The following is a 23,251-nucleotide window of genomic DNA, read 5'->3' on the forward strand; positions in this document are numbered from 1 at the left end:
TAATTATTTTTAGTAAAATTAGTCTTCATAAATTTTATTTCGTTACAAATCATTTACACAATAAAGTAAGCTCACCCACGTTTGATATATAATTAAAAAATCTATACTATGAAAAGAAAAATTTTAAACATTTTTACGGTCTCTGCAATTATTACAACAATCGGATTTCTTATGGATGGTGATGTGAAAGAACCAAGCATGGCAATGAGATTTACCGAATTTTTTGCGATGATGACAATGCTGTTTTTAACAATCACTATAATCTATCTTCCAATACATTCTCTTACAAAAAAACTTCAGAGAGTACGTCAATAAGCACAATTCCTTTTTATTGTTAGAGCGCTAAGATTTTCTTGGCGTTTTTTTTATTTTAATTCTTAAAATACTTCAGAAAATAGCACAATCTTATGTCCTGCATTTTTATTATTTTAGCCAATTAGATTTTAAAGATAATTAACATCAATATTTTCGGGTGAAAAAGCAAGATCTTCCTCAGGACGAAAGTAATTTACAATCAGCAAATATGACCGAAGTGTTGTATGTGACTGATGAAAATGACAATTACACAACCGCAAACAGCATTGGTTGGGATGCCAAAAAAGCAGCTCTCGAAGAATCGATGGAGCTCATTAATGAACGCATCGAAGAAGCAAAACAAAATGTGGCAAACAATTTGGTAAGTCCTATCGTCTATTTTATGGAATTAAATAAAATGGATGTACAGGTTTTGGCAGCTTACGTTAATATGTGGCAATGGACTGTGAAAAGACACGCAAAACCCAAAATTTTCAAAAAACTCAGCGATTCTACCCTCAAAAAATATGCAGATGCATTCGATATTTCGGTAGAAGAATTAAAAAATTTCAACGGCAAATAAAAAAATGAAGATCAATTTTGAACACCACCAAACTGCACATTGCGAAAACGGTGTTGCCTCCAATCTACTTCTCAACAGAGGTCTGAAACTTAGCGAACCAATGATTTTCGGAATCGGTTCGGGTCTGTTTTTCGTATATCTTCCTTTTTTGAAAGTTAATTTTGCTCCAGGTTTTAGTTACCGTCCCATGCCGGGTGCTATTTTCAGCAAAGCAGCAAAAAGACTGGGAATTAAAATTAAAAGACAAAAATTCTCAAATCCTCAGGAAGCACAGGCTGCTTTAGAGAAAAATTTAGAGCAAAACATACCTACAGGTTTACAAGTTGGGGTTTTTAACCTTACTTATTTTCCTGAAGAATATAAATTCCATTTCAATGCCCACAATCTTGTAGTTTATGGAAAAGAAAATGGAAAATTCCTGATCAGCGATCCTGTAATGGATTTCGCAACAACATTGTCTGAAGCCGAGCTTGAAAAAGTACGTTATGCAAAAGGCGCACTCGCTCCAAAAGGTCATATGTATTTTCCAACTCACATTCCGGAAAATGTAAATCTGGAAGAAGCTATTAAAAAAGGAATAAAAGATACCTGCAAAAACATGTTGGCTCCAGTTCCTTTAATCGGAGTGAAAGCAATGCGTTGGGTTGCAAAAAGTATCCCGAAATGGGCAGAAAATAAAGGCACAAAAGTAACCAATCATTATCTTGGTCAATTGATCAGAATGCAGGAAGAAATCGGAACCGGCGGTGGCGGATTTAGATTTATTTACGGAGCATTTTTACAGGAAGCCGCTGTGATTCTTAAAAATGACGAATTAAAAGAATTATCCAAAGAAATTACCGCAATCGGTGACCTTTGGAGAGATTTTGCGGTAGATATTGCCAGAGTTTACAAAAACAGAAATTCGAAAAGTAATATTTATAATGAGCTTTCAAAATCGATGCTTCATATTGCAGATTTGGAGGAAGCTTTTTATAAAAAACTGAGAAAAGCGATTTAGTTTGGAACATATCATCGAAATAAAAAATCTTTACAAGAAATACAAAAATTCGGAAGAATTTTCGGTAAATGATATTTCTTTAAATATATCTAAAAACGAGATCTACGGAATTCTCGGTCCAAACGGAGCTGGAAAAACTACTTTGATCTCTATGCTTTCAGGTTTAATAAAACCTACTTCAGGAAGTTTTACCATCAACGGATTATCGCCTAAAAAAGACAGTTCGAAAATCAAACAAATCATTGGTGTTGTTCCTCAGGAATATGCGCTCTATCCTACTTTGACGGCGAAAGAAAACCTTTTATTTTTTGGAAGTTTGTATGGTTTAAAACATAAAAATCTTCACAAAGAAATCGATGAAGCTTTAGAATTAATGGGCTTAACGAAATTTGCCAATAAAAAAGTCGACCAGTTTTCGGGAGGAATGAAACGCCGTTGCAATCTGATTGCAGGAACACTTCACAATCCGAAAGTTTTGTTTTTGGACGAACCAACTGTTGGCGTTGATGTTCAATCGAAAAAAGCCATAATCGATTATCTTTTAGATTTAAATAAAAAAGGAACCTGCATTATTTACACTTCGCATCACCTTTCTGAAGCGGAAGAATTTTGTACAAAAATTGCCATTATCGACCACGGAAAAATCCACGCAACCGGAACTCCGCAAGAATTGGTGGAAAGAGTTGCCAATGCCGAAAACTTAGAAGATGTTTTCATTTCATTAACCGGAAAAGAATTGAGAGATGTTGTATAAATTGTGGAGAAGTTTCGTCAAGGAAATTCAGTTACTGAAAAGAGATTCAGGTGGAATTGTCATTATATTTTTAATGCCTTTATTGCTAATTATTACGATTACTTTAATTCAGGATTCTACTTTTAAAAATCTGGAAGGCTCAAAAATTCCGATTATTTTTATTGATAACGACAAATCTGAAATTTCTAAAAACATAAAGCTTGAACTTCAGCGAAGTAAAACCTTTGATTTATTGACCAATTATGATGAAAAATCTGCTCAAAATGCAGTTTTTTCTGGTGATTATCAAATGGCAATCGTCATTCCGGAAAATTTAACGAAAGATTTAAATTCAAATATCGATTCTAAAGTTCAGACCATTGTCAGTTCATTTGGCTTGGAAACTGATTCTACTGCGACAAAAGTTGTGGCTTCAAAAACCAAAGATATTCATCTTTATTTTGATCCTGCAACCAACGCAGGTTTTAAAAATTCGGTGATGAACGCCATCAACAAAATGGTTTTTGAAATCGAGAATAAAAAAATATACAAAGCCTTTCAAGACCAATTGGGAACAACCGAAGACCTTGAAAATAAAAGCTTAATTACTTTTAAAGAAATCACCCCGAACAAAGGCAAGGAAGAAATGATGCCAAATTCTGTTCAGCACAATGTTCCGGCTTGGGCATTGTTTGCGATTTTCTTTATCGTCGTTCCGCTTTCCATTAATTTAGTTAAAGAAAAAAGTCAGGGAACGAGTGTGAGAGTTCGTGTGAGCCCGACTCCTTATTACATCCATATTTTAGGAAAAACATTTACGTATCTCATCATTTGCATCATTCAGTTTTTATTGATGGTTGCCGTTGGTGTTTGGCTTTTCCCATATATGGATTTACCTCAGTTTGACGTCACCGGAAAAATGTTTCATCTTATCATTGTGACTTTGTTTGCAGGATTGGCAGCGATTGGATTTGGAGTTTTATTAGGAACAGTTGCCGATACTCAGGAACAATCTGCACCTTTTGGAGCGACTTCTGTAGTTGTTTTGGCAGCGGTTGGCGGAATTTGGGTTCCGGTTTTCCTGATGCCCGAATTTATGCAAAAAATCGCCGCATTTTCTCCAATGAATTGGGGACTGAATGCCTATTACGATATTATTTTGAGAAATAGTGGACTTGGTGAAATTGCTAAGGAACTGATTTTCTTATTTTTATTTTATATTGCGATGGTTACCATCTCATTACTATACGAAAGAAAACAAAATGCAGTCTAAAGATTTAACTTGTACCGAAGAAGTTCGCGTACGTTTCAACGAAACAGACCCTTTGGGAATCGTTTGGCACGGCCATTATATCGTCTATTTTGAAGATGGAAGAGAAGCTTTCGGAAGACAGCACGGTTTGACCTATCTTGATATTCAAAAAGCAGGATTTGTAACACCAATTGTGAAAAGTACGTGCGAACATTTTCTTCCTTTAAAATATGGCGAAACATTTAACATCGTTACAACTTTCATTAATTCTATTTCAGCGAAACTGATTTACAAATACGAGATTTTCAATCAGGATAATCAATTGGTTTGCAGTGGCGAAACCATTCAGGTTTTTTTAGATTCTGATAATAATTTATGCCTGTATAATCCTGAGTTTTTTCAGGCTTGGAAAGATAAAATGGGATTATAAATGGTTGTTGGTTGATGGTTTTTCAGAAGCAAATTAAAATTATTAAATTATGATTATTCCATAAATGAGGAAAGAAATTTACATTACAGATTACAATTGCGTCACGCCTTTAGGTTTTGATGTTAAATCTAATTGGCAAGCAATTTTGGAAGGAAAATCTGGCGTAGCTTTGCATCAAGTTAGCGATAATCTTGAAGCGTTTTTTGTTTCTAAAATTGATTCTGAAAAATTGGAAGAGGAATTTAAGAAATTTTTCGACAATCAAGATTTCACAAGACTTGAAAAAATGTTTTTGCTAAGTCTAAAACCTTTAGTTGAAAAACATCACATTTCAGATGAAACAGCTTTTATTTTATCAACAACAAAAGGAAATATCAGTTTATTAAAAAATAAAAAAAGCTTACCTGAAAGCGTTTTTCTTTCAAAATTGGCTCAAAAATTAGCTGATTTTTTTGGATTTAAAACTAAACCAATCGTTGTTTCCAACGCTTGTGTTTCCGGAGTAATGGCAATTTCTGTAGCGAAAAATATGATTCAGGCAGGAAAATACAAAGATGCTTTTGTAATTGCAGGAGACGAGATTTCTGAGTTTGTCATTTCTGGTTTCAATTCTTTTCAGGCAATTGGAAACGAATCTTGCAAACCCTACGATAAAAACCGCAACGGAATTAATTTGGGTGAAGCAACCGCTGCTATTTTTATAACTTCTGAATTGAATCAAACCGATAAACTTAGGTTTACAGTTTTAGGAGATTCAGCAATCAATGATGCCAATCACATTTCCGGACCATCAAGAACTGGCGACGGATTGTTTGCAAGCATTCAAAATGCAATGAAAGAAGCAAAGGTTTTGGCAGAACAAATCGATTTTATTTCCGCTCACGGAACAGCAACCATTTACAACGACGAAATGGAAGCCATCGCTTTCAACCGAATGGAATTACAAAACGTTCCTTTGAACAGTATGAAGGCGTATTACGGACATTGTTTGGGTGCATCTGGATTATTGGAAAGCATTATTTCTATGGAATCTTCTTTACATAACACGTTGATTCCATCTAAAAACTTCGAAGAAATGGGAGTTTCTCAAGATTTAAATATTATTAAAGAAAACCAATCGACAGAAATTAAATATATTCTGAAAACAGCTTCAGGTTTTGGTGGATGTAATGCAGCAATTGTTTTGGAAAAAGCATAAAATAATTTTGTAATTTTGATAGAATTAAAGTTTTAGGAAATGGAATCTACTTTAGAAATCAGAAAAAGAATTCACAATTATATAGATGATGCTGATGAGCGTATTCTTCGTATTTTCAATGCAATAATTGATGCAGAAGAGGAAGAAGATTCAGAATTAGAACTTGTAGAATACCCGCAAGTTCCGGATTATGTTTATGACCAAATTGAAGAAGAACGCAGAAAGTATTTGAATGGCGAGGTAAAAACATCTTCTTGGGAAGAAGTGAAAGAAAGATTGATGAAAAAATTATGACTTACCATCTTTCCCTATCACCCAATGCTGAAGCTAACTTGCTTGAATCTGCATTATGGTATGAAAGTCAACAAATTGGGCTTGGAGAAAAATTTACTCAAAAGGTTGAAGCTTATTTTTATAGAATTCAAAATAACCCATTGCACTTTCCCCTGAAAAAAGGAAATTTGCGTGAAGCTTACATTCAAAAATTTCCTTACGTTATCATTTATGAATTGATAGACAACGAAATTGTGGTCTTCGCTGTTTTCAACCCCCATCAAAATCCAAAGAAAAAGCCTTAAACTTTTTGAAAATTCACAATGAAGAAAACAGACATTTGCACCATAGAAAATTCAAAAATCATTCTCAACAACGAAATTATTTTTGAATCTCAAACAGAAAATTTTTCAGATTTTGCGAAAGAAGCTTACAAAAGGTTAGAACTGAGTTATCCTAAATTTCATAAAATGGATAACTTAAGTAAACTCGCTTTTCTCGCTTCTGAAATCATTTTGAAAAACGAAGATCACAGCAAAACAGCATTGATTTTTGCTAATAAATCATCAAGCTTAGACACTGATTTTAAATATCAGGAAAGCATCAATTCTCAGGAAAATTATTTCCCGAGTCCAGCTGTTTTTGTATACACTTTACCTAATATTTGTGTTGGTGAAATCAGCATTAAACATAAAATGCAGACTGAAAATGCGTTTTTCGTTTTGGATGAATTTGATGAAGATTTTTTAAACGCTTATGCAGAACAAATTCTGCAATCAGGAAAAGCTGAAAAAGTCTTGTGCGGCTGGGTAGAACTTTATCAGGAAAGTTATAAAGCTTTTGTATATTTGCTGACATTATAAATTTGATAATTTGAAAATGTGCTAATTTGATAATGTAAATATTACCATCCAAGCAATTATTTAACAGAATATTTTTTAATTTAAATCTGAATATCTGATACAATTTAATGTATTTTCAAATTATCTCATTAACATATTTTCAAATTAATTTTTATGGAAGATTTAAAATTAGAATTAAAAACAAAAATCATCGAAGTTCTTAATCTTGAGGACGTTGCAGTAGAAGAAATCAAAGATACGGATCCACTTTTCGGTGGCGGTCTTGGATTAGATTCTATCGACGCTTTAGAATTAATTGTACTTCTTGACAAAGACTACGGAATTAAATTATCTGACCCTAAAAAAGGGAAAGAGATCTTCCAATCTATCGAGGTGATGGCAAAATTCATCGAAGAAAACAGAACAAAATAAATTAATATACCAATGTACCAATGTAACAGTCTAACAATTGGTAAACTGGTACATTGGTACATTGTTACATTTGCAAAAGATGAGTCAAAAAATTGCCATTACAGGGATGGGCATTATTTCCTCCATTGGTAACAATGTCGAGGAAAATTTTATTTCGTTAACGACTGGTAAACACGGGATTTCAGACATTGAAATCTTTGAAACACGCCACGCCGGAAGTATCAAAACTGGCGAGATAAAATTGTCTAATGAAGAATTGATACAGAAACTTCAGCTTGCTGAAGATAACAATGTAACAAGAACCGCTTTGTTAGGAATGGTTGCCGCAAAAGAAGCTGTAGAAAGTGCCGGAATTTCGGATATTAATAAATATAAAACCGGACTCATTTCCTCAACCAGCGTTGGCGGAATGGATATCACCGAAAAATATTTCTACACTTACGAAGATTTCCCTGAAAAGCAAAAATACATTGACTCTCACGATGCAGGAAACTCATCATTGGCTATTGCGGATTTATTAGGTCTGAAAGGGATGGTTTCTACAATTAGTACGGCCTGTTCTTCTGCAGCAAATGCAATTATGATGGGTGCAAAACTCATAAGAAATGGTGTTTTGGATCGTGTAATTGTCGGCGGAACAGATTCTCTTTCAAAGTTTACTTTGAACGGATTCAATACCTTGATGATTTTGACGGATTCTTACAACACGCCTTTCGATAACGATAGAAAAGGTCTTAATCTCGGTGAAGCTGCCGCTTTTATTGTTTTGGAATCTGACGAAATCGTGAAAAAAGAAAACAAAAAAGTTTTAGCTTATCTTTCCGGTTATGGAAACGCCAATGATGCGCATCACCAAACCGCTTCTTCGGAAAACGGACAAGGTGCATATTTAGCAATGGAAAAAGCTTTAAAAGTTTCAGGTTTAGATAAAGAAAACATTGATTATATCAACGTTCACGGAACGGCAACACCAAATAATGATTTATCGGAAGGAATTGCAATGATTCGAATTTTTGGTGAAAATAAAGTCCCGGAATTCAGTTCTACAAAAGCATTTACGGGTCATACTTTGGCTGCAGCTGCAGGAATTGAAGCCGTTTATTCGATTTTAGCAATGCAGAATAATGTGATTTTCCCGAATCTTAATTTTAAAACCAAGATGGAAGAATTTGATTTGACTCCGGTAACTGAGCTTAAAGAGAAAAATATTAATCACGTTCTTTCCAATTCATTTGGATTTGGAGGAAATTGTTCAACCTTAATCTTTTCAAAATCGTGAGTGCAGTTTACATCAACAGTGCAGCCTGCATCTCAGTTCAGGACACTTTAAACGAAAATTTCTTTAACAATTTAAAACCTGAAAACTCAGTTCAGATTTTAAAACCCATTGAGCCAAATTACAAAGAATTCATTCCGCCTGCAGCAAGCAGAAGAATGTCTAAAACTGTAAAAATGAGCACTGTTGCTTCTCAATTTGCATTGAAAGAAGCAGGAATTGAAAATCCCGATGCCATTATCGTCGGAACAGGAATGGGCTGTTCGCAGGATTCTGAAAAGTTTCTGAAAAATGTTTTGGAAAATAATGAAGAATTTCTCACGCCGACATTTTTTATTCAATCGACTCACAATACGGTTGCTGGTCAAATCGCTTTAGGTTTGCAATGTCACGCTTACAATTTCACGTATGTGAACACTTCTTCGTCTCTGGAATTTTCATTTTTGGATGCAAAATTGCAGATTAATGATGGTGAAGCTTCAACCGTTTTGGTGGGTTCTACAGACGAACAAACCGACAGAACAATGGAATTGTATAAGCTCAACAATACCATTAAAAAAGAAGAAAATTTTCCCGTTGATTATTTAAATTCAAAAACCGACGGTGTTATTTGGGGTGAAGGCGCCAGTTTTTTTGTCTTAGGAAAAGATAAAACAGAAAATTCTTACGCTCAACTAAAAGATATTCAATTAAGTAATCAATTAGATTTAGAAGAAACTCAACAATTTATTGAAGATTTTTTGTCTAAAAACAATCTGAAAAATGATGAAATTGATGCTGTTATTTTAGGATTCAACGGAGATGCAAAGTCTGATGTTTATTATCAACAATCAATGGATTTATTTTCAAATTCAGCCTTGTTGTATTACAAACATTTGAGCGGAGAATTCAATACAGCGAGTGGTTTTTCGACATTTATGGCGTGTCATATTTTGAAAAATCAGGAAATTCCGGAGGTGATGATGATTAATGATTTGAAGAAAAAAGAAATTAAAAACATTCTTTTATATAATCATTTGGGTGGAAATGACCATAGTTTGGTTTTGTTGGAGAAAGCTTGATTTCATTCAGCAAAATAAAACAGTCTTTTTGTCATTCTGACGAAGGAAGAATCTCAACTTTATCATTTAGATTCTTCATTTCGCTTCGCTACATTCTGAATGACAAACAGAGCGCAATAAGAAGAATCAATTAAAACAATAAAAAATGAAACATTATCCATTTATTCTATTTTATTTATTCTGTAACGTTTTTATTTATGCGTTTCACGGAAGTTTTTGGATGTATTTGTTTTGTTTATTGATGTTTTCGGCGGTTGTAGTTTGGGGCGCTTTTGATATTCAATTAGAATATTTCGTCAAGAGTTTTACTCATAAAAGAACAAAAATTAAAGAAATTGCTTTCACTTTCGATGACGGACCGACCGAATATACACCGAAATTTTTAGATTTATTAAAAGAAAATAATGTAAAAGCTACTTTTTTCTGTATCGGAAAACAGATCGAAAAATATCCAGAAACTTTCCAAAGGATTATAAATGAAGGCCATACGATTGGAAATCATACGTTTTCGCATTCAAATAATACCGGATTTTTATCAACTCAAAAAATGGTGGAAGAAATCGAAAAATGTGATGAAATAATGATGAAAGTTGGAAATATTAAAACCGATTTGTACAGACCGCCTTTCGGAGTTACCAATCCGAATATTGCAAAAGCAATCAGGAAAACTCATAAAAAAAGCATTGGCTGGAATGTACGTTCTTTAGACACAATCACAGAAAACGAGAAAAAAATTTACAGAAAAGTCACAAAAAGATTAAAAAAAGGAAGCATTATTCTGCTTCACGACACTTCCGAGAAAACGTATAATGTTTTGGTAGATTTATTGCTATTTTTGAAGGATAAAAAGTATTCGACTTTTATGGTTGATTAATAATTTTTTAAACCACAAAAGTCACAAAGCTTTTGAACACGTTAGTTTTTTTAAGTTGAATACTTTGAAAACAGAAGTTCACATAAGACGAAAATCAAAGATTTTCAAAAAACTAATGTGTTCTTTTAATACGTCGAATTGCTAACTTCAAGTAACTTAAGTGTTATAAAAAACTTTTGTGCCTTTTGCGGTTAAACTTAAACAATAAAAAAATGATTAAAAATATTGCTTTCGGGGCATTCTTATTCGTTTCAAGCTTCTTTTTTGCACAAAACACAGCAATGTCCGGAGTTGAAGCAAAAGCATTCGTAACCAAAGTTTCATCGGAAACCAAAGAAATAAAAACTTTACAAGCCGATTTTGTTCAAACCAAAAAAATGGATTTTTTGGATAAAAGCATCGTTACGTCCGGTAAAATGTCTTTGAAATCGCCAAATACACTGAGCTGGAAATACACAAAACCCTATCAATACAGTATTATTTTTAAGGAAAATAAAATTTTCATCAACGATCAGGGGAAAAAATCATCGGTAGATGCAAAAAGCAAAACTTTTGAAAAAATCAATAAACTGATTGTGGGAAGTTCGAACGGAAAAATGTTTAATGACCCTGAATTTGTAGTTGCTTATTTTAAAAACGGAACCTCAAACATCGCAAAGTTCACTCCTAAATCTGCTCAATTATTGAAATATATCAAACAAATTGAGCTTTATTTTCCTAAAAATCAAACGACAGTTTCACAGGTCAATATGACGGAAGCTTCGGGTGATACAACGAATATTGTTTTCAAAAACACAAAAATCAATGCGCCGATTCCTGCTTCAGAGTTTTCTTTATAGCCTGATTTTTTTGCTGTTTGTTTCTTGCAAAACTTATCAGCTTACGGATGTAAAATCTATTTCAAATTCGGAGAAAACCGTTGAAAATCTATACTTTTCTTCCAACGAAGATTATGTGTATAAATGTCAAATGGATATTTATAATAATCACGTCAGCGGAATTTTAATTATCAAAAAAATCAACGAAAATTTTCACCGCGTCGTTTTGACTTCTGATTTTGGAAATAAACTGATTGATTTTGAAGTTTCGGAGAATGATTTTAAACTGAATTATGTTCTTCCTGATTTAGATAAAAAAATCGTCATTAATTTTTTGAAGAATGATTTTCAGGAACTTTTAAGACAAAAATATCCTGTGAATAAAAGTTTTGAAAATGAAAATTCTAAGATTTATCTTTCAAAAATTGAGAAAAAAAACTATTATTTATTTTTCAACAAAGAAAATAATCTGCTCAAGCAAATCATTTATACAAAGAATAATAAGGAAAAAATCGATTTTAGTTTTGATGCAAAAAAACATATCTTCGCAGATAGTTTGAATCTTCAACACAAAGATTTCAAAATCAATATAAAACTATTTCAAATCACTGAAACTGAATAAATAATGCAGACCATTCTTACAGATTTTTATATTTTAAACTCCTCTGAAAAAGCAGAAAACGGAAGTTTTGTTGCGAATATTTCTCTGAATAAAGATCACGAAATTTTCAAAGGACATTTTCCGGGAAATCCTGTAACTCCAGGAGTTTGTATGATGCAGATTGTCAAAGAACTGACTGAAGAGTTTACAGGTAAAAAATTGTTTCTAAAATCGGCCTCCAATGTGAAGTTTATGGCAATTATCAATCCTTTTGAAACACCTGATTTAATGCTTCAACTTGATATTAACGAAGGTGAAGAAGAAATTAAAGTAAAAAACACCACTTCTTTTGGCGAGACTATTGCATTGAAAATGTCAGTAAACTATAAAAAATAGATTATGAAATTGATATTCTCATTTCTGACCGCTTTTTTTCTGTTCTTTCAATCTGACCTTGATGCTTTGAGAAATAGCTATGAAAAGGCGAATTCGTCAACTGCAAATACTCAAAACTTCATTGATATTGCCGAAAAACAAACCGGTTCTGATGCTGTAACAAACGGCTACAAAGCTGCTGCGAAAATAATGGAAGCCAAAATTGTAGCCAAAAACAGAAAAGCTCTCGTAAAATCCGGCGCGACAAGTCTTGAAAGCATTATTAAAAGCAATCCGAATAACGCAGAATTGAGAGTTATAAGAATGAGCGTTCAGGAAAATATCCCGAAAATTGTAGGTTATAGAGGAAGCTTAAAAGACGACAAAGCTTTTCTTCTCAATAATTACAGCAAACAAAATGCAGCGCTGAAAACCTACATCAAAAAGTTTGCAGCCCAGTCTAAAACAATGACAGACGCAGAAAAAGCAATGTTAAAATAAAACAATGACCCTTCCTGAAGTGCAAAATGCAATTTCTGAAAAGAAAATCTGCTTTTTAATTCCTACTTATAATAACGAAAAGACTCTGAAAAGAGTAATTGACGGCGTTTTAGAGTACACCGAAAATATTATCGTTATCAATGACGGCTCTACCGATTCTACTTTACAGATTTTAGAAAAATATTCGATTACGGTTATTAATTTATCAGCCAATAAAGGGAAAGGAAATGCACTGAAAATAGGTTTCAGAAAGGCAAAAGAAATAGGCTATGATTATGCCATAACCATCGATTCAGATGGACAACATTATCCTGATGATATTCCTGTTTTTGTAGAAAATCTGTTGCAAGAAAACGAAGATGTCTTACTGATTGGAAACCGAAATATGTCGCAAGACGGCATTCCGAAAAAAAGCAGTTTTGGGAATCGTTTTTCTAATTTTTGGTTTTGGTTTGAGACCGGAATCAAGCTTGAAGACACGCAATCTGGTTATCGACTTTATCCATTACATAAAATTCCGAAAAAATATTTTACTCCAAAATTCGAATTTGAAATCGAAATTATTGTAAGAACAGCCTGGAGACACGTTCCGGTAAAAAATGTTCCGATAAAAGTTTTGTATGATCCTGCAGAAAGGGTTTCGCATTTCAGACCGTTCAAAGATTTTACAAGAATCAGTATTTTGAATACGATTTTAGTAGCGATTACTTTGTTTTACATTATTCCGAGAAATTTTGTGAATAATTTCAAAAAAAAAAGCTTTAAAAAGTTTATTCAAGAAGATGTTTTGGAAAGTGACGGAACCAATCGTATAAAAGCATTTTCCATCGCTTTGGGCGTTTTCATAGGACTTTCTCCGTTTTGGGGATTTCAGACTTTGTTGGTGATTTCTTTATCAGTTCTTTTCAAATTGAATAAAGTTTTGGCATTTGTGGCTTCCAATGTGAGTTTGCCACCGTTTATCCCCTTTATTATTGCCGCTTCATTGTTTTTAGGAGCGCCTTTCGTTTCGGGAGAATCTAATCTTTTGGATCAGGATTTGAATTTCGATTTGGTTAAGAATAATCTGTTTCAATACATTATCGGAAGTTTAATTCTAGCGACAACAGTTTCTACCGTTTCGGGAATTGCTGCTTTTCTTTTTCTGAATAAAGTGAATCCTGAGAATAACTGATTTTCATAAAAAAACTGCAAAGCCTTTCGACATTGCAGCATTAATTTAAATTTATAATTAAATTTTACTTTTTAATTATTTTCTGAGAATATGTTTTCCCATTTTTATCGATTAAAACCAGCAAATAATTTCCTGCATTTAATTGTTTCACAGAAATTGATTCTCTTTCAACTTTTGTCTGTAAAACCATTCTTCCACTAAGTTCATAGATTTTTGCCTCAATCGGAGCAAAGTTTTTGTTTGATTTAAAATTAATAATATCAAAAGTAGGATTTGGATACATTGTAAACAAATCTTGAATACTTTCGACATCTTTAGTTCCTAAATGCGTTCCTTCTACCACGTGAAGGGTTGTATTTGGCGTAACATTATCGATGACATCTACCAATCCGGAAGGCCACTTTACCACAACTTTTGTAATTGCCGTTGCCTGCCCAATCCCAAAATGCGTATTCAATGTATTCATATTTCTGAATCCTACTCCACTTTGTACATCGCGAATCTGTTTTCCCCAAGCGCCATAAATTTCTACTCTTGCCCCAATTCCGTTTCTGTTGCTTTGAGTTCCTTGCAGAGTTACCTTTAATCATTTATTGGTATTTCCGGCATTCAGCATGATGGTATTTCCATTCTGAATATCAAGAAAACCGTCATTATTAAGATCTCCAACCGGTCTGTTGTTGTAATTTAAATTATATGGATTTGCATTGGGAGTAAATTTAAAATTTCCATCTCCAAACATAATATTGTTTCCAGCTCCTAAAATATCCAAGAACCCATCATTATCAAAATCATAAGCAACATATTCTCTGCTTAATCCATTGGCTGTATCATAACCCGAACCGACTGAGACATCTGCAAAAGTTCCGTCACCATTATTCTTCATCACCTTGCTGTATCCGTTTGCCGTGGAATTCATTCCCACTACAGCATCCATCCAACCATCATTATTGAAATCTCCCCAAGCTGAAGACCAAGTCTGCACAGGGTTTGCCATATTTGCTAATGCTGCTACATTGGTGAAAGTTCCATCGCCATTATTCCGATGAAGCTCATCAATATTTCCGCCTGGTCCGGAACCTCCGCCACTGCATTTTGCGATAAATAAATCCATGTCGCCATCATTATCATAGTCAATCCAAATTGATCCATAATTTCCACCCGAAGGAAAATCTCCCATTCCGCCTTGATTATGATTCATATTGGTTCCGTCATTCATATAAAATCTGTTGGGAGCATTATCATCACAGACAAAAGCATCCAGTTTCCCATCTTTATTAATATCTACAAAATTGGTACGCTGAGTAAGATAAAATTCGGGTTTTCTTTCTGATGTATAACCTGTTCCTGTTGCATTGGCTTTTACAAAAGCAATTCCGCTGCTAGAGCCATAAATAAGATCATTAAACCCATTATTATCGTAATCTCCGGCAGCAATACTCCAATACGGTAAAACTACGGTATTAGGAATGGTATAAGGGACTTCATTAAAAGTACCGCCTGGTTGCTGATATGCAATTACTATCTGAGTATTATTTACCACCGAAACAATATCATCTAAATAATCGCCGTTCATATCTACTACACAATGGTTATAAATTCCCGGAGCATTTACATATTGTTGATTAAAAGACAACCTATTCGGCGCAGGAACAGTTTCGGAAACAGAAAAATTAAATACTGAGCTTGTCCATCTATTATCAAAAGTGATATAATAAGTAGTTCCAGCCGTTACCCCAAAAGTGACCTGAGAAGCATATCCCGAAAAATCATCATTTGCAGCAACGCAAGTTTGACTCCCGCAATTGCCTGTAAAAACAATAAGTCTTGTATCTACATTTTGTCCTGATAAAGCTGTAGAAACAGTAATATTACTATTTTGAGTTGCTGTATATTTGTACCACAATGCTGCATTTCCGGCACTTCCAAGTGTACAGGCTGTCGTGAGGGCTGTACCCGTAATTGCAGGAGCAGTATGGGTTCCAAGCGAAAGATTCACTGCTGTAGCACAGGTTAATTGTGCATTTCCCCATGTTATACTACATAATACAACAAAAAAGGATAGTTTTTTTTTCATAGTTATTTTTAGTTTGGTTTTATTTTTATGGACAGTTTTGATTCAAAGAATTGATCCATTGTTTTAACAGATCCACTCCTTCATCATGAACCACCGTTCTTCCCAACAAAGGCATTCTCATACTTTCATCCACAGAATTAAGTCTATAGTTCATTACAGATTTATTATGATTTCCAGGAGTAATTATCCTTTCCAAAGATTGATCGATAGGCTCATCTGCAGTTACACAAACTCCCATATTTGTCAAATTGGAGGTTTTATTAAAACTCAATCGTATTGCTCTATAATCACAACGTGCATTTTGCTGATGGCAATGTGCACAATTAATATCAATATATGAACGCAAACGAATATCTAAAGGTTTACTTGTATCCCTATAATCTACCGTAGAAACAATACTTGAAGGATAACTTTGCAAATAACCTTCATCAACGAGCTTTTGTAACTGATTTTTCAGTCCGTTTGGATAATTATAAGAAACATTAAGATTTTGAGGTTTTACACCAATCGGAACTGGTTGGTTATCCAATTTATGACATGCATAACATTCAGATTCAGAAGGAATTCTGTAAGCCGTAGTAATAACATCATTATTACTTTTCTTAAATGTTATATTTTTTGAACTTCCGCTTGTGAAATCTGCTCCTGTCACCAAATTTGCTTCAGTTTGGTCATCATTCCACAGATATTCAGCAAATATCCAGCCGCTTGCTTTTTTTATCATTAATCTCGTCTCAATAATTTTTGTAGTATTATTGGGCTGAACAGTATTATAATAAAAGTTTTTAATTAAAACTGTTCCCACAGGAAAATTCAATGACTGATCATCTGAAACATAACTTGCTTTGGTAGATTCCGGCATCCAGATAAATCTCTTTTTGAGAGCATAATCTGTAAAAAGAGAGCTTGCCGGTTCATAAGGTATCACTTTTTTTGAGGGATCTAAGTTTTTTAAATCTCCCTTAAAAAAAGAATAAGTTGAAAGTTTTGCATAGGGAACTGCGTCGATATTAAAGTTAACAAACGAACTTTCTGTTTCTACAGCTTCCATTTTTTCATCACTTTTACATGAAATAAGTAGTAAAAAAGATAAAACTAAAAAATAGATTTTTTTCATTTAATTCAATGGTATTGGAAAAACGAATATAAATATTTAACACAATCACCACCAAACATTTTCACATAAAATAAATAATTTTAACTATTTTTTTTTAACAAAACAAGCAAATAGCAATACATTTATTAAAAATATTAAAACAACAAAACAATAAACACAATTGTTTGTTAAACTAAAAAAACTATAAGAATTGGTTCTTATAGCTCTTTTTTAATTAAACACTTTATTGTAAAAACAATTTACTTCAAGTACTTATTAATTTTTTTCAAATATTTTTGAATACTTTCCCTATCAGGAATGGTCGTAATTTCTTTCGTTAAAGCTTTTTCAAATTCAATTTTTGCTTTTGAATATTCTTTTTGTTTAAAATAATATTTCCCGGATTGATAGTAAACCAACCAAAAATCAGGATTTAAAGACTGATAATGATCGATGAATTCTTCCGAAAAATTTTTCTTTTCATCATCAAATTGAGAATTGATTTTTTTAAATTCTTCATAATTTTTAAAATCCTGAGAATCAACAAAATAATCCTTTGTAATATTTAAATCTGACTTTGCAAATTCACCACTTTTCAATCTTTTATCCGAAAAAATTTCATTCAAATCATAACAGACAAATTCGCCCAGCTGATAAGGATTTGAAGAAACCCAAACCAATCTTTTCTGTGGCGAAAAAATCACTGCGTGATGTGCCAAAAGCTGATTAATCGCTTTTTCATTTCCATAACCGATTTTTTCATCTTTTAACCCTGATTTATCTCTTAAAATGGAAGCCATTTTTTCAGGATTCAGTTTTTTATTTTCCTGCAAAAGTTCCTCTAATTTTTCGTAACGATATTCAGAATGGCTTTCTGCAATTTGTTTTTGGTTTCTTTTATCATTTTTATAAGCATCTGACTGAAAATGATTTGTACAAAAAACACGGCTTGTGTTTTCTACTTTATAAACTCCGAAATTATCCGGCGAAACTTCAATAATTACCGCATTTTTATCATTTGCGCTTCCCACCAGAATAGATTCCGAAACAAAAACTTTTCGCTTTTTGGCAATCGCAATTGCTTGGTCAATATTTTTTGCAAATTGCAGAATTTCCCTTGTCACAAACGAAATCGGAGTTTTCGCCGACCACGGAATTTTCGATTTTCCCGCATTAATCGTTACCGTAATTCCTTCTTTATTCATCCCCGAAACTACGCCGATCATTCCCGGCCAACTTACAGATAGATATGGAATTCCGTTTTCTGGTTCTACAAACTCTATTAATTTATTTTTCGCAAAATCATCACCAACATAAAAATCAAAATTTCTTCCGATCAACAAATCTCCGTCTTCGGTATTTTCGTTCCAAACGGCGAGAGAAGTACAGCCAACCATCATCAAATCCTGCATTGCGTGGCCAATATCGTGTGCTCCGTGCAAATACAAACTTCGCAGATATTTTGGTGCAATAAAATCATATTTATCCGAAGAGTATCTCGACAAACCGTATAATTCGGCTTGATAATCTTCTCTTACATTCAGATACATTTTTCGGTTATACCATTTCAAAAAACCTCGTAAAAGTTTTTGCTTGAATTTCGACGGAACAAAACCTTCCACTTTCGAAAAGAAAATTTCTTCCTGTTTTTGCATTAAATTTTGTATTAAAGCTCCGTTGTTGTAGCCCAGCTGCAAAGGATTTCCTTTAATATACAATTCCCAAAGCTGCTGTTTATTTTTCGTTAAATAATTTTGATTAAAGCTAAAAGTAGAATCGTTGATTTTATTAACTTTCGGGATTTCTAAAGAATATTGACTTATATCGGGAATGTGTTTTATCGACTTTCTGATTCCGCAAGAAGTGAGGTTGAGAATGAAGAAAAGGCTTAAAAAGAGAAAAAACAAACGCTTGTCATTTCGACGAAAGGAGAAATCTATTCTCCATATTCTAGATTCTTCATTACGCCTTGCTCCATTCAGAATGACAGACCGCATATTAGCTTTACTATTATTTTTCACCTTCATTTTTATTAATCATTTGTGTTAACCTTTTATCAATCAATTCTTTTCCTAAAATTTCGGCGCAAGTATTGAAAGATCCGATCGTGCAACCCAAAATTCCGTGCATATTGACGGATTGCCCTGTCAGAAAAAGATTGTCAATTTTTGTTCTCGGAGAAACCATTGTTTTTAAAGGATTCTCCGAACTTTTCATATAACCGTACATATTTCCCTCAAAACTTCCGATGTAATCGCGGTAAGACAAAGGCGAAGAGGTATAAATATTTTTAATCGAATCTCTTAAATTCGGGATTTTCTTTTCCAGAGCATCAATTATTTTTTCTGCTTTTTCTAGCTTAAATTTTTCATATTGTTTTCCCCTTCCGTGTTCTTCAGCAACTGTATTTACGGTAGTTTCCCAAGCTTTAACCTCATCAAAATTCATATAAGAAATGGCGGTTAAGCTTTCTGCAAATTCAGGATGATGTTTTGAAGGTGTAGAAGAAAGCATATAAGTTTCGGGCCACGATTTTTTATCGTAACGATAGGCATTCCAAACTAATTTTTCCGACGAATAATGGTAAATATTATAATTGAAATTGGAAATTGTCTGAGGTTTTAAAACCAAATAAACGCTGAAACACGAAGAAACCGGCTCCCAACTCAGGATTCTGTTTAAAAAAGATTTCTTCAATCTTTCTTCACCGATTAATTTAGTTAAAGACCGAATTTCAATATTTGAAATAAACTGTTTTGCGAAATATTCTTTTCCTGATTTTGTTTTTACCGAATTTAAAATATTGTTTTCATTAAAAACAAATTCTGAAACTTCTGAATGTTTGTGAACATCAGCTCCATGTTCTCTTAATTTTCTGATTAAAAGTTTTGAAATCTGACTTCCGCCTTTCACGCATTTGTAAGCACTTTGAATGTAAGAATTTACCGTTAAGGCATGAACGTAAAACGGAATATTTTCAGAATCGCCTGCGTATAAAAAATTGGAACCCAATAAAACAGATTGCAATTTTGTATTCTGAGTAATTGATTCGATGAATCTTTTGGTATTTAAATGGAGAATTTCTTCGTTGTAATTATCTTTTCCAATCACATTATATCTTGGAAATTGATTGCAAACCCGCTGAATTTCTTCGCAATAATTCTCCAAATTTTCTTTTTCTTCTGGAAAATATTTCGATAATTGTTCAACAAAATTTTCATAACCCTGAGCGTGCGGATATTCAATTTCATCATCTCCGAAAGTGATTTTATCGTAACCATTTTCATCCATTTTCTGGAGCTCTAAATCATCCATAATTTCCAGATATGAGAAAAATTGATGTAGGTTTTGCCCTTTTGAAAGTCCGCCCAAATAGTGAACTCCGGTATCGAAAATTAATTTATCACGGGAAAATGTCTGTAAGTTTCCGCCATATTGATTATTTTTCTCCAAAACACAGACCTTCAAGCCTTCTTTCGCCAAAATAAGAGCCGAAACAAGACCTCCTATTCCGCTGCCGATAATCAATATGTCGTATGTTTTTTTCAAGGAAATTAATTTTCATCAGCCTTGTCAAGGTTTAAAACCTTGACAAGGCTTTTCTATTGCTGTATTGTTTGCAGCCCGACTTGAGTGGAAATCCTTTTTTTGCTTTGGTAAAGCTTTGGCAAAAAAAGATTGGGAGCGGAAGGCGGAAATAGCTGCCATAAAAATATTAAAATTTAGTTAATAAAGGATTTAACTTTAAATCTAAAAACCTTAAATCTTACTTTATCAATCTAAAAACTAATAACCAAAAACTATCAACTAATTATCATCGTCCCAAAAATCGAAATAGTTGAACCATTGAAGCGGATATTTCTGAATCATCGATTCAAGATTTTTGGTATATGAGTGTAAAAGTCCTTGTGAATCGCGTTTTTTGATGTTTTCAGCGACTCTTGCATACAAATGATAATGAAGATTTTTTTCTTTCATTACATATACATAAACCACAGGAACGCCCAATCTTGAAGCAATAAGAAACGGACCAGCCGGAAATTTAGCGCTTTTCCCAAGCAAATCTGCTTCAAGGAATTTTGAACCTTCAAAATAACGGTCGCCGGTAAAACATATCAATTCGTTTTTAGACAACGCTTCGTTGATGTCAAAAATATGCGACATATCGTCTTTCACGTAAATGAATTTGATGTTGCTTTGTTTTACAGAAACGCTTTCGAGGTATTCTTTAATGACTGTAACTTCCTGATCTGTTGTCACTAAATTAATTTGACAGTCGAAATCAATTTCAGCAAAAAAATGTTCTGCAATTTCGAAGTTTCCGATATGAGCACTGATGAGAACGCCACCTTTTTTTTCAGCTAAAAGATTTCTGAGATTTTCTATTCCGTCGAATTCGTAGGTGTATTTATTTCTTAAACCAGCTGAAATAGCAGTCTTATCAATCAAAATCGTTCCGAAAGTAAAATAACTTTTAAACAAGGAGATTTTTGTTTTCCAAAAACCGTAATTGAGTCTTTTCTGGAAGTAATATCTGTAGTATTTATTGCTGTTTTTTTCGAACAAAAAGTAGTAAAAGGCAACAAAATAAAGAACAAAATAAGAGCTTCGTATCCCGATATTTCTAATACACCAAACGAAGATTCTGTAACCTAAGATGGTACCTTTAGATTTGCCTTTCCACTTGTTCATAAATTTTTATTTTTAACGTAAAGTCCGCAAAGATTTTTTAATAATTGAAAATATTTTTAAGTGCGCAAAGGCGTTTCACTCAGCAAAGGTTTTTGAGTTTAAACTTTCGTTAAATTGATTAGAAAATATAAATTTTTAATCGATAGTTATGCGTTTTTTTGAGCGATCTTGTTTTCTATTGTCGAATAGAAATCATCAAATGTGATAATATCTTTAAAGTCTGTTTCGCCTAATTTTATTCCAAAATTAGACTCAATTACCACCACCAAGTCTATATAATCTAAACTGTCTAAGCCCAAAGTTTTCTTGAAATGGGCGTCATTACTGATTTCGTCACCATCTACCTCAAACTCATTGATTAAAAAATCATTAGCAATGGCAACAATTTTTTCTCTTTCCATGTTTTTTTATTCAAATTTTTTAACGATTAATGCGGAGTTGGTTCCCCCAAATCCGAAAGAATTCGACAAAAATACGTCAATTTTTTGATTTTTAGTTTCGGAGATTAAATTTATCTTTTGAGCGTCTTCATCCGGATTTTCTAAATTGATATTCGGAGCGATAAAATCGTTCTGCATCATCAAAATGGAATAGATCACTTCACTTGCACCTGCCATCCAACATTCGTGACCCGTCATTGATTTTGTAGAGCTTACAGGAACTTCGCTTCCGAAAATTTCGTGAATTGCTTTGGCTTCATTCGCATCACCAATTGGCGTAGAAGTTGCATGAGCATTAATATAATCGATATCTTTCACGTCTAAACCTGACTGTTTTAAAGCACGGTTCATTGCTAAAGCCGGACCATCTACATTTGGTGTAGAAATGTGTCCGCCGTTTGAAGAAAAACCGTAACCGACGATTTCCCCTAAAATAGTTGCTCCTCTTTTCTGTGCAGATTCAAGGCTTTCGACAATTAAAGTTGCCGCGCCACCGCTCGGAATCAAGCCGTCTCTTTCGGAATCGAAAGGTCTTGATGCTTTTGTTGGCTCGCTTTCTCTTACCGAAAAAACACCCAAACCATCAAAACTCGCCATAGAATATTTGTTGGTTTCCTGTGCTCCACCGCAAACAATCATTTCCTGAAAACCATTTTTAATCATCATATAAGCCAATCCCAAAGAATGAGATCCGCTTGCGCAAGCTGCACTGATTGTGAGATTGATTCCTCTTAATTTAAAAATCGTAGAAAGATTCATCGTTACCGTGGAGTTCATTGATTTGAAAATCGCTCCAGAGCCCATCAAAGTGGTATCTTTTTTTTCTCTTGCAATATCAATAGATTCTACAACCGCTTTTGAAACGCTGTCGTTTCCGTATAAAATTCCGACTTCGTTTTGGTCTAAAAAATCCTGATCGATATTTGCCTGCTTCAAAGCATCCAATGTTGCAATATAAGCGTATTCGCTTTCTTCGCCCATACTTACACGTTGACGTCTGCTGAGAAGATTCTTTAAATCAGGTTTTGGAACAACTCCCGTAAGACCTGATCTGAAGCCAAATTCTTTTCTTTCATCGACTAAAACAATTCCCGATTTTCCTTGATACAGGGATTCTTTCACTTCTTCCAAAGAAGTTCCGATGCAAGAATAAATTCCCATTCCGGTAATGACTACCCTATTTTCCATCTAAATTTTAGGTTATAGGCTTCAGGTTTTAGGTTGCAGCT

27 protein-coding genes are annotated in these 23,251 nt (G+C 33.5%); 19 read left to right on the top strand and 8 right to left on the bottom strand.

The window, feature by feature from the left end:
- The first annotated feature begins 108 nt into the window (after window positions 1–108).
- The 19 genes from OEW74_RS16295 (at window position 109) to OEW74_RS16385 (ending at window position 13,717) form a co-directional block, all read left to right on the top strand.
- Window positions 109–315, top strand: coding sequence for a hypothetical protein (locus OEW74_RS16295; RefSeq protein ID WP_265429480.1), 207 nt, complete (start codon window positions 109–111; stop codon window positions 313–315).
- 157 nt (window positions 316–472) lie between these two features.
- Window positions 473–877, top strand: a complete 405-nt coding sequence (locus OEW74_RS16300) for a hypothetical protein (protein WP_265429481.1) — start codon at window positions 473–475, stop codon at window positions 875–877.
- 4 nt (window positions 878–881) lie between these two features.
- Window positions 882–1,877: a BtrH N-terminal domain-containing protein gene (locus OEW74_RS16305; protein WP_265429482.1), complete on the top strand. Its 996-nt coding sequence runs from the start codon at window positions 882–884 to the stop codon at window positions 1,875–1,877.
- Window position 1,878: 1 nt separating this feature from the next.
- Window positions 1,879–2,631 (top strand): ABC transporter ATP-binding protein, encoded by a 753-nt coding sequence (locus tag OEW74_RS16310; protein WP_210148268.1) that lies wholly within the window; start codon window positions 1,879–1,881, stop codon window positions 2,629–2,631.
- Window positions 2,621–3,883 (top strand): ABC transporter permease, encoded by a 1,263-nt coding sequence (locus OEW74_RS16315; protein WP_265429483.1) that lies wholly within the window; start codon window positions 2,621–2,623, stop codon window positions 3,881–3,883. Before OEW74_RS16310 ends, OEW74_RS16315 begins: the two co-directional genes overlap by 11 nt.
- Entirely contained in the window at window positions 3,873–4,292 is a 420-nt protein-coding gene (locus tag OEW74_RS16320) for an acyl-CoA thioesterase (protein ID WP_265429484.1), read from the top strand. The genes OEW74_RS16315 and OEW74_RS16320 overlap by 11 nt, the downstream gene beginning before the upstream one ends.
- Before the next feature lie 64 nt (window positions 4,293–4,356).
- Window positions 4,357–5,490, top strand: coding sequence for a beta-ketoacyl synthase N-terminal-like domain-containing protein (locus OEW74_RS16325; protein WP_265429485.1), 1,134 nt, complete (start codon window positions 4,357–4,359; stop codon window positions 5,488–5,490).
- A 39-nt stretch (window positions 5,491–5,529) separates the two neighbouring features.
- Window positions 5,530–5,784 carry a hypothetical protein gene (locus tag OEW74_RS16330; protein WP_265429486.1) on the top strand — a complete coding sequence of 85 codons (255 nt, stop codon included), beginning with the start codon at window positions 5,530–5,532 and terminating at the stop codon, window positions 5,782–5,784.
- Window positions 5,781–6,068 carry a type II toxin-antitoxin system RelE/ParE family toxin gene (locus OEW74_RS16335; protein WP_265429487.1) on the top strand — a complete coding sequence of 96 codons (288 nt, stop codon included), beginning with the start codon at window positions 5,781–5,783 and terminating at the stop codon, window positions 6,066–6,068. The genes OEW74_RS16330 and OEW74_RS16335 overlap by 4 nt, the downstream gene beginning before the upstream one ends.
- Window positions 6,069–6,086: 18 nt before the next feature.
- On the top strand, window positions 6,087–6,626 hold the full coding sequence (locus tag OEW74_RS16340) for a 3-oxoacyl-ACP synthase (RefSeq protein WP_265429488.1): 540 nt from the start codon (window positions 6,087–6,089) through the stop codon (window positions 6,624–6,626).
- A gap of 153 nt (window positions 6,627–6,779) precedes the next feature.
- Window positions 6,780–7,037, top strand: a complete 258-nt coding sequence (locus OEW74_RS16345; protein ID WP_074230319.1) for a phosphopantetheine-binding protein — start codon at window positions 6,780–6,782, stop codon at window positions 7,035–7,037.
- A 79-nt stretch (window positions 7,038–7,116) separates the two neighbouring features.
- Window positions 7,117–8,316: a beta-ketoacyl-[acyl-carrier-protein] synthase family protein gene (locus OEW74_RS16350; protein WP_265429489.1), complete on the top strand. Its 1,200-nt coding sequence runs from the start codon at window positions 7,117–7,119 to the stop codon at window positions 8,314–8,316.
- Complete coding sequence (locus tag OEW74_RS16355; protein WP_265429490.1) at window positions 8,313–9,374, top strand: beta-ketoacyl synthase N-terminal-like domain-containing protein; 1,062 nt, start codon at window positions 8,313–8,315, stop codon at window positions 9,372–9,374. Before OEW74_RS16350 ends, OEW74_RS16355 begins: the two co-directional genes overlap by 4 nt.
- A 145-nt stretch (window positions 9,375–9,519) precedes the next feature.
- A complete protein-coding gene (locus tag OEW74_RS16360) occupies window positions 9,520–10,248 on the top strand; it encodes a polysaccharide deacetylase family protein (RefSeq protein WP_265429491.1) in 729 nt (242 codons plus the stop codon).
- A 212-nt stretch (window positions 10,249–10,460) separates the two neighbouring features.
- On the top strand, window positions 10,461–11,087 hold the full coding sequence (locus OEW74_RS16365) for a LolA family protein (RefSeq protein ID WP_265429492.1): 627 nt from the start codon (window positions 10,461–10,463) through the stop codon (window positions 11,085–11,087).
- On the top strand, window positions 11,053–11,688 hold the full coding sequence (locus tag OEW74_RS16370) for a hypothetical protein (RefSeq protein WP_265429493.1): 636 nt from the start codon (window positions 11,053–11,055) through the stop codon (window positions 11,686–11,688). The genes OEW74_RS16365 and OEW74_RS16370 overlap by 35 nt, the downstream gene beginning before the upstream one ends.
- Before the next feature lie 3 nt (window positions 11,689–11,691).
- Complete coding sequence (locus OEW74_RS16375; RefSeq protein ID WP_265429494.1) at window positions 11,692–12,063, top strand: 3-hydroxyacyl-ACP dehydratase; 372 nt, start codon at window positions 11,692–11,694, stop codon at window positions 12,061–12,063.
- Between the two features lie 3 nt (window positions 12,064–12,066).
- The gene (locus OEW74_RS16380; protein ID WP_265429495.1) at window positions 12,067–12,543 is read left to right on the top strand and encodes a hypothetical protein; all 477 of its coding nucleotides are present in this window, start codon (window positions 12,067–12,069) and stop codon (window positions 12,541–12,543) included.
- A 4-nt stretch (window positions 12,544–12,547) separates the two neighbouring features.
- Window positions 12,548–13,717 carry a DUF2062 domain-containing protein gene (locus tag OEW74_RS16385; protein WP_265429496.1) on the top strand — a complete coding sequence of 390 codons (1,170 nt, stop codon included), beginning with the start codon at window positions 12,548–12,550 and terminating at the stop codon, window positions 13,715–13,717.
- 64 nt (window positions 13,718–13,781) lie between these two features.
- Here OEW74_RS16385 and OEW74_RS16390 read toward each other — a convergent pair whose 3' ends face one another.
- The 8 genes from OEW74_RS16390 to OEW74_RS16425 all read right to left on the bottom strand — a co-directional run bounded on the left by OEW74_RS16390 (window position 13,782) and on the right by OEW74_RS16425 (window position 23,210).
- Window positions 13,782–14,291 (bottom strand): ASPIC/UnbV domain-containing protein, encoded by a 510-nt coding sequence (locus OEW74_RS16390; RefSeq protein ID WP_322645590.1) that lies wholly within the window; start codon window positions 14,289–14,291, stop codon window positions 13,782–13,784.
- Window positions 14,292–14,303: 12 nt separating this feature from the next.
- Window positions 14,304–15,794: an FG-GAP repeat domain-containing protein gene (locus OEW74_RS16395; protein ID WP_265429497.1), complete on the bottom strand. Its 1,491-nt coding sequence runs from the start codon at window positions 15,792–15,794 to the stop codon at window positions 14,304–14,306.
- Between the two features lie 25 nt (window positions 15,795–15,819).
- Window positions 15,820–16,911: a hypothetical protein gene (locus OEW74_RS16400; protein ID WP_265429498.1), complete on the bottom strand. Its 1,092-nt coding sequence runs from the start codon at window positions 16,909–16,911 to the stop codon at window positions 15,820–15,822.
- A gap of 239 nt (window positions 16,912–17,150) precedes the next feature.
- Window positions 17,151–18,917 carry a C45 family autoproteolytic acyltransferase/hydolase gene (locus OEW74_RS16405; protein ID WP_265429499.1) on the bottom strand — a complete coding sequence of 589 codons (1,767 nt, stop codon included), beginning with the start codon at window positions 18,915–18,917 and terminating at the stop codon, window positions 17,151–17,153.
- Window positions 18,901–20,439 carry a phytoene desaturase family protein gene (locus tag OEW74_RS16410; RefSeq protein ID WP_265429500.1) on the bottom strand — a complete coding sequence of 513 codons (1,539 nt, stop codon included), beginning with the start codon at window positions 20,437–20,439 and terminating at the stop codon, window positions 18,901–18,903. The genes OEW74_RS16405 and OEW74_RS16410 overlap by 17 nt, the downstream gene beginning before the upstream one ends.
- A 258-nt stretch (window positions 20,440–20,697) precedes the next feature.
- Window positions 20,698–21,582: a lipid A biosynthesis acyltransferase gene (locus tag OEW74_RS16415; protein ID WP_265429501.1), complete on the bottom strand. Its 885-nt coding sequence runs from the start codon at window positions 21,580–21,582 to the stop codon at window positions 20,698–20,700.
- 146 nt (window positions 21,583–21,728) lie between these two features.
- Window positions 21,729–21,983: an acyl carrier protein gene (locus OEW74_RS16420; protein ID WP_074230328.1), complete on the bottom strand. Its 255-nt coding sequence runs from the start codon at window positions 21,981–21,983 to the stop codon at window positions 21,729–21,731.
- 6 nt (window positions 21,984–21,989) lie between these two features.
- Window positions 21,990–23,210, bottom strand: a complete 1,221-nt coding sequence (locus OEW74_RS16425) for a beta-ketoacyl-[acyl-carrier-protein] synthase family protein (RefSeq protein ID WP_265429502.1) — start codon at window positions 23,208–23,210, stop codon at window positions 21,990–21,992.
- Window positions 23,211–23,251: the final 41 nt, after the last annotated feature.

Source organism: Chryseobacterium sp. YIM B08800, from assembly GCF_026163565.1.
Taxonomy (GTDB): domain Bacteria; phylum Bacteroidota; class Bacteroidia; order Flavobacteriales; family Weeksellaceae; genus Chryseobacterium.

Excerpts from the sequence above, each read along its gene's own strand:
- OEW74_RS16320 (WP_265429484.1), top strand. The coding sequence starts at position 3,873 with ATGCAGTCTAAAGATTTAACTTGTACCGAAGAAGTTCGCGTACGTTTC.
- OEW74_RS16385 (WP_265429496.1), top strand. The coding sequence starts at position 12,548 with ATGACCCTTCCTGAAGTGCAAAATGCAATTTCTGAAAAGAAAATCTGC.
- OEW74_RS16380 (WP_265429495.1), top strand. The coding sequence starts at position 12,067 with ATGAAATTGATATTCTCATTTCTGACCGCTTTTTTTCTGTTCTTTCAA.
- OEW74_RS16375 (WP_265429494.1), top strand. The coding sequence starts at position 11,692 with ATGCAGACCATTCTTACAGATTTTTATATTTTAAACTCCTCTGAAAAA.
- OEW74_RS16365 (WP_265429492.1), top strand. The coding sequence starts at position 10,461 with ATGATTAAAAATATTGCTTTCGGGGCATTCTTATTCGTTTCAAGCTTC.
- OEW74_RS16425 (WP_265429502.1), bottom strand. The coding sequence starts at position 23,210 with ATGGAAAATAGGGTAGTCATTACCGGAATGGGAATTTATTCTTGCATC.
- OEW74_RS16395 (WP_265429497.1), bottom strand. The coding sequence starts at position 15,794 with ATGAAAAAAAAACTATCCTTTTTTGTTGTATTATGTAGTATAACATGG.
- OEW74_RS16330 (WP_265429486.1), top strand. The coding sequence starts at position 5,530 with ATGGAATCTACTTTAGAAATCAGAAAAAGAATTCACAATTATATAGAT.
- OEW74_RS16420 (WP_074230328.1), bottom strand. The coding sequence starts at position 21,983 with ATGGAAAGAGAAAAAATTGTTGCCATTGCTAATGATTTTTTAATCAAT.
- OEW74_RS16325 (WP_265429485.1), top strand. The coding sequence starts at position 4,357 with ATGAGGAAAGAAATTTACATTACAGATTACAATTGCGTCACGCCTTTA.
- OEW74_RS16305 (WP_265429482.1), top strand. The coding sequence starts at position 882 with ATGAAGATCAATTTTGAACACCACCAAACTGCACATTGCGAAAACGGT.
- OEW74_RS16315 (WP_265429483.1), top strand. The coding sequence starts at position 2,621 with ATGTTGTATAAATTGTGGAGAAGTTTCGTCAAGGAAATTCAGTTACTG.
- OEW74_RS16340 (WP_265429488.1), top strand. The coding sequence starts at position 6,087 with ATGAAGAAAACAGACATTTGCACCATAGAAAATTCAAAAATCATTCTC.
- OEW74_RS16335 (WP_265429487.1), top strand. The coding sequence starts at position 5,781 with ATGACTTACCATCTTTCCCTATCACCCAATGCTGAAGCTAACTTGCTT.
- OEW74_RS16415 (WP_265429501.1), bottom strand. The coding sequence starts at position 21,582 with ATGAACAAGTGGAAAGGCAAATCTAAAGGTACCATCTTAGGTTACAGA.
- OEW74_RS16405 (WP_265429499.1), bottom strand. The coding sequence starts at position 18,917 with ATGAAGGTGAAAAATAATAGTAAAGCTAATATGCGGTCTGTCATTCTG.
- OEW74_RS16400 (WP_265429498.1), bottom strand. The coding sequence starts at position 16,911 with ATGAAAAAAATCTATTTTTTAGTTTTATCTTTTTTACTACTTATTTCA.
- OEW74_RS16350 (WP_265429489.1), top strand. The coding sequence starts at position 7,117 with ATGAGTCAAAAAATTGCCATTACAGGGATGGGCATTATTTCCTCCATT.
- OEW74_RS16295 (WP_265429480.1), top strand. The coding sequence starts at position 109 with ATGAAAAGAAAAATTTTAAACATTTTTACGGTCTCTGCAATTATTACA.
- OEW74_RS16345 (WP_074230319.1), top strand. The coding sequence starts at position 6,780 with ATGGAAGATTTAAAATTAGAATTAAAAACAAAAATCATCGAAGTTCTT.
- OEW74_RS16360 (WP_265429491.1), top strand. The coding sequence starts at position 9,520 with ATGAAACATTATCCATTTATTCTATTTTATTTATTCTGTAACGTTTTT.
- OEW74_RS16370 (WP_265429493.1), top strand. The coding sequence starts at position 11,053 with ATGCGCCGATTCCTGCTTCAGAGTTTTCTTTATAGCCTGATTTTTTTG.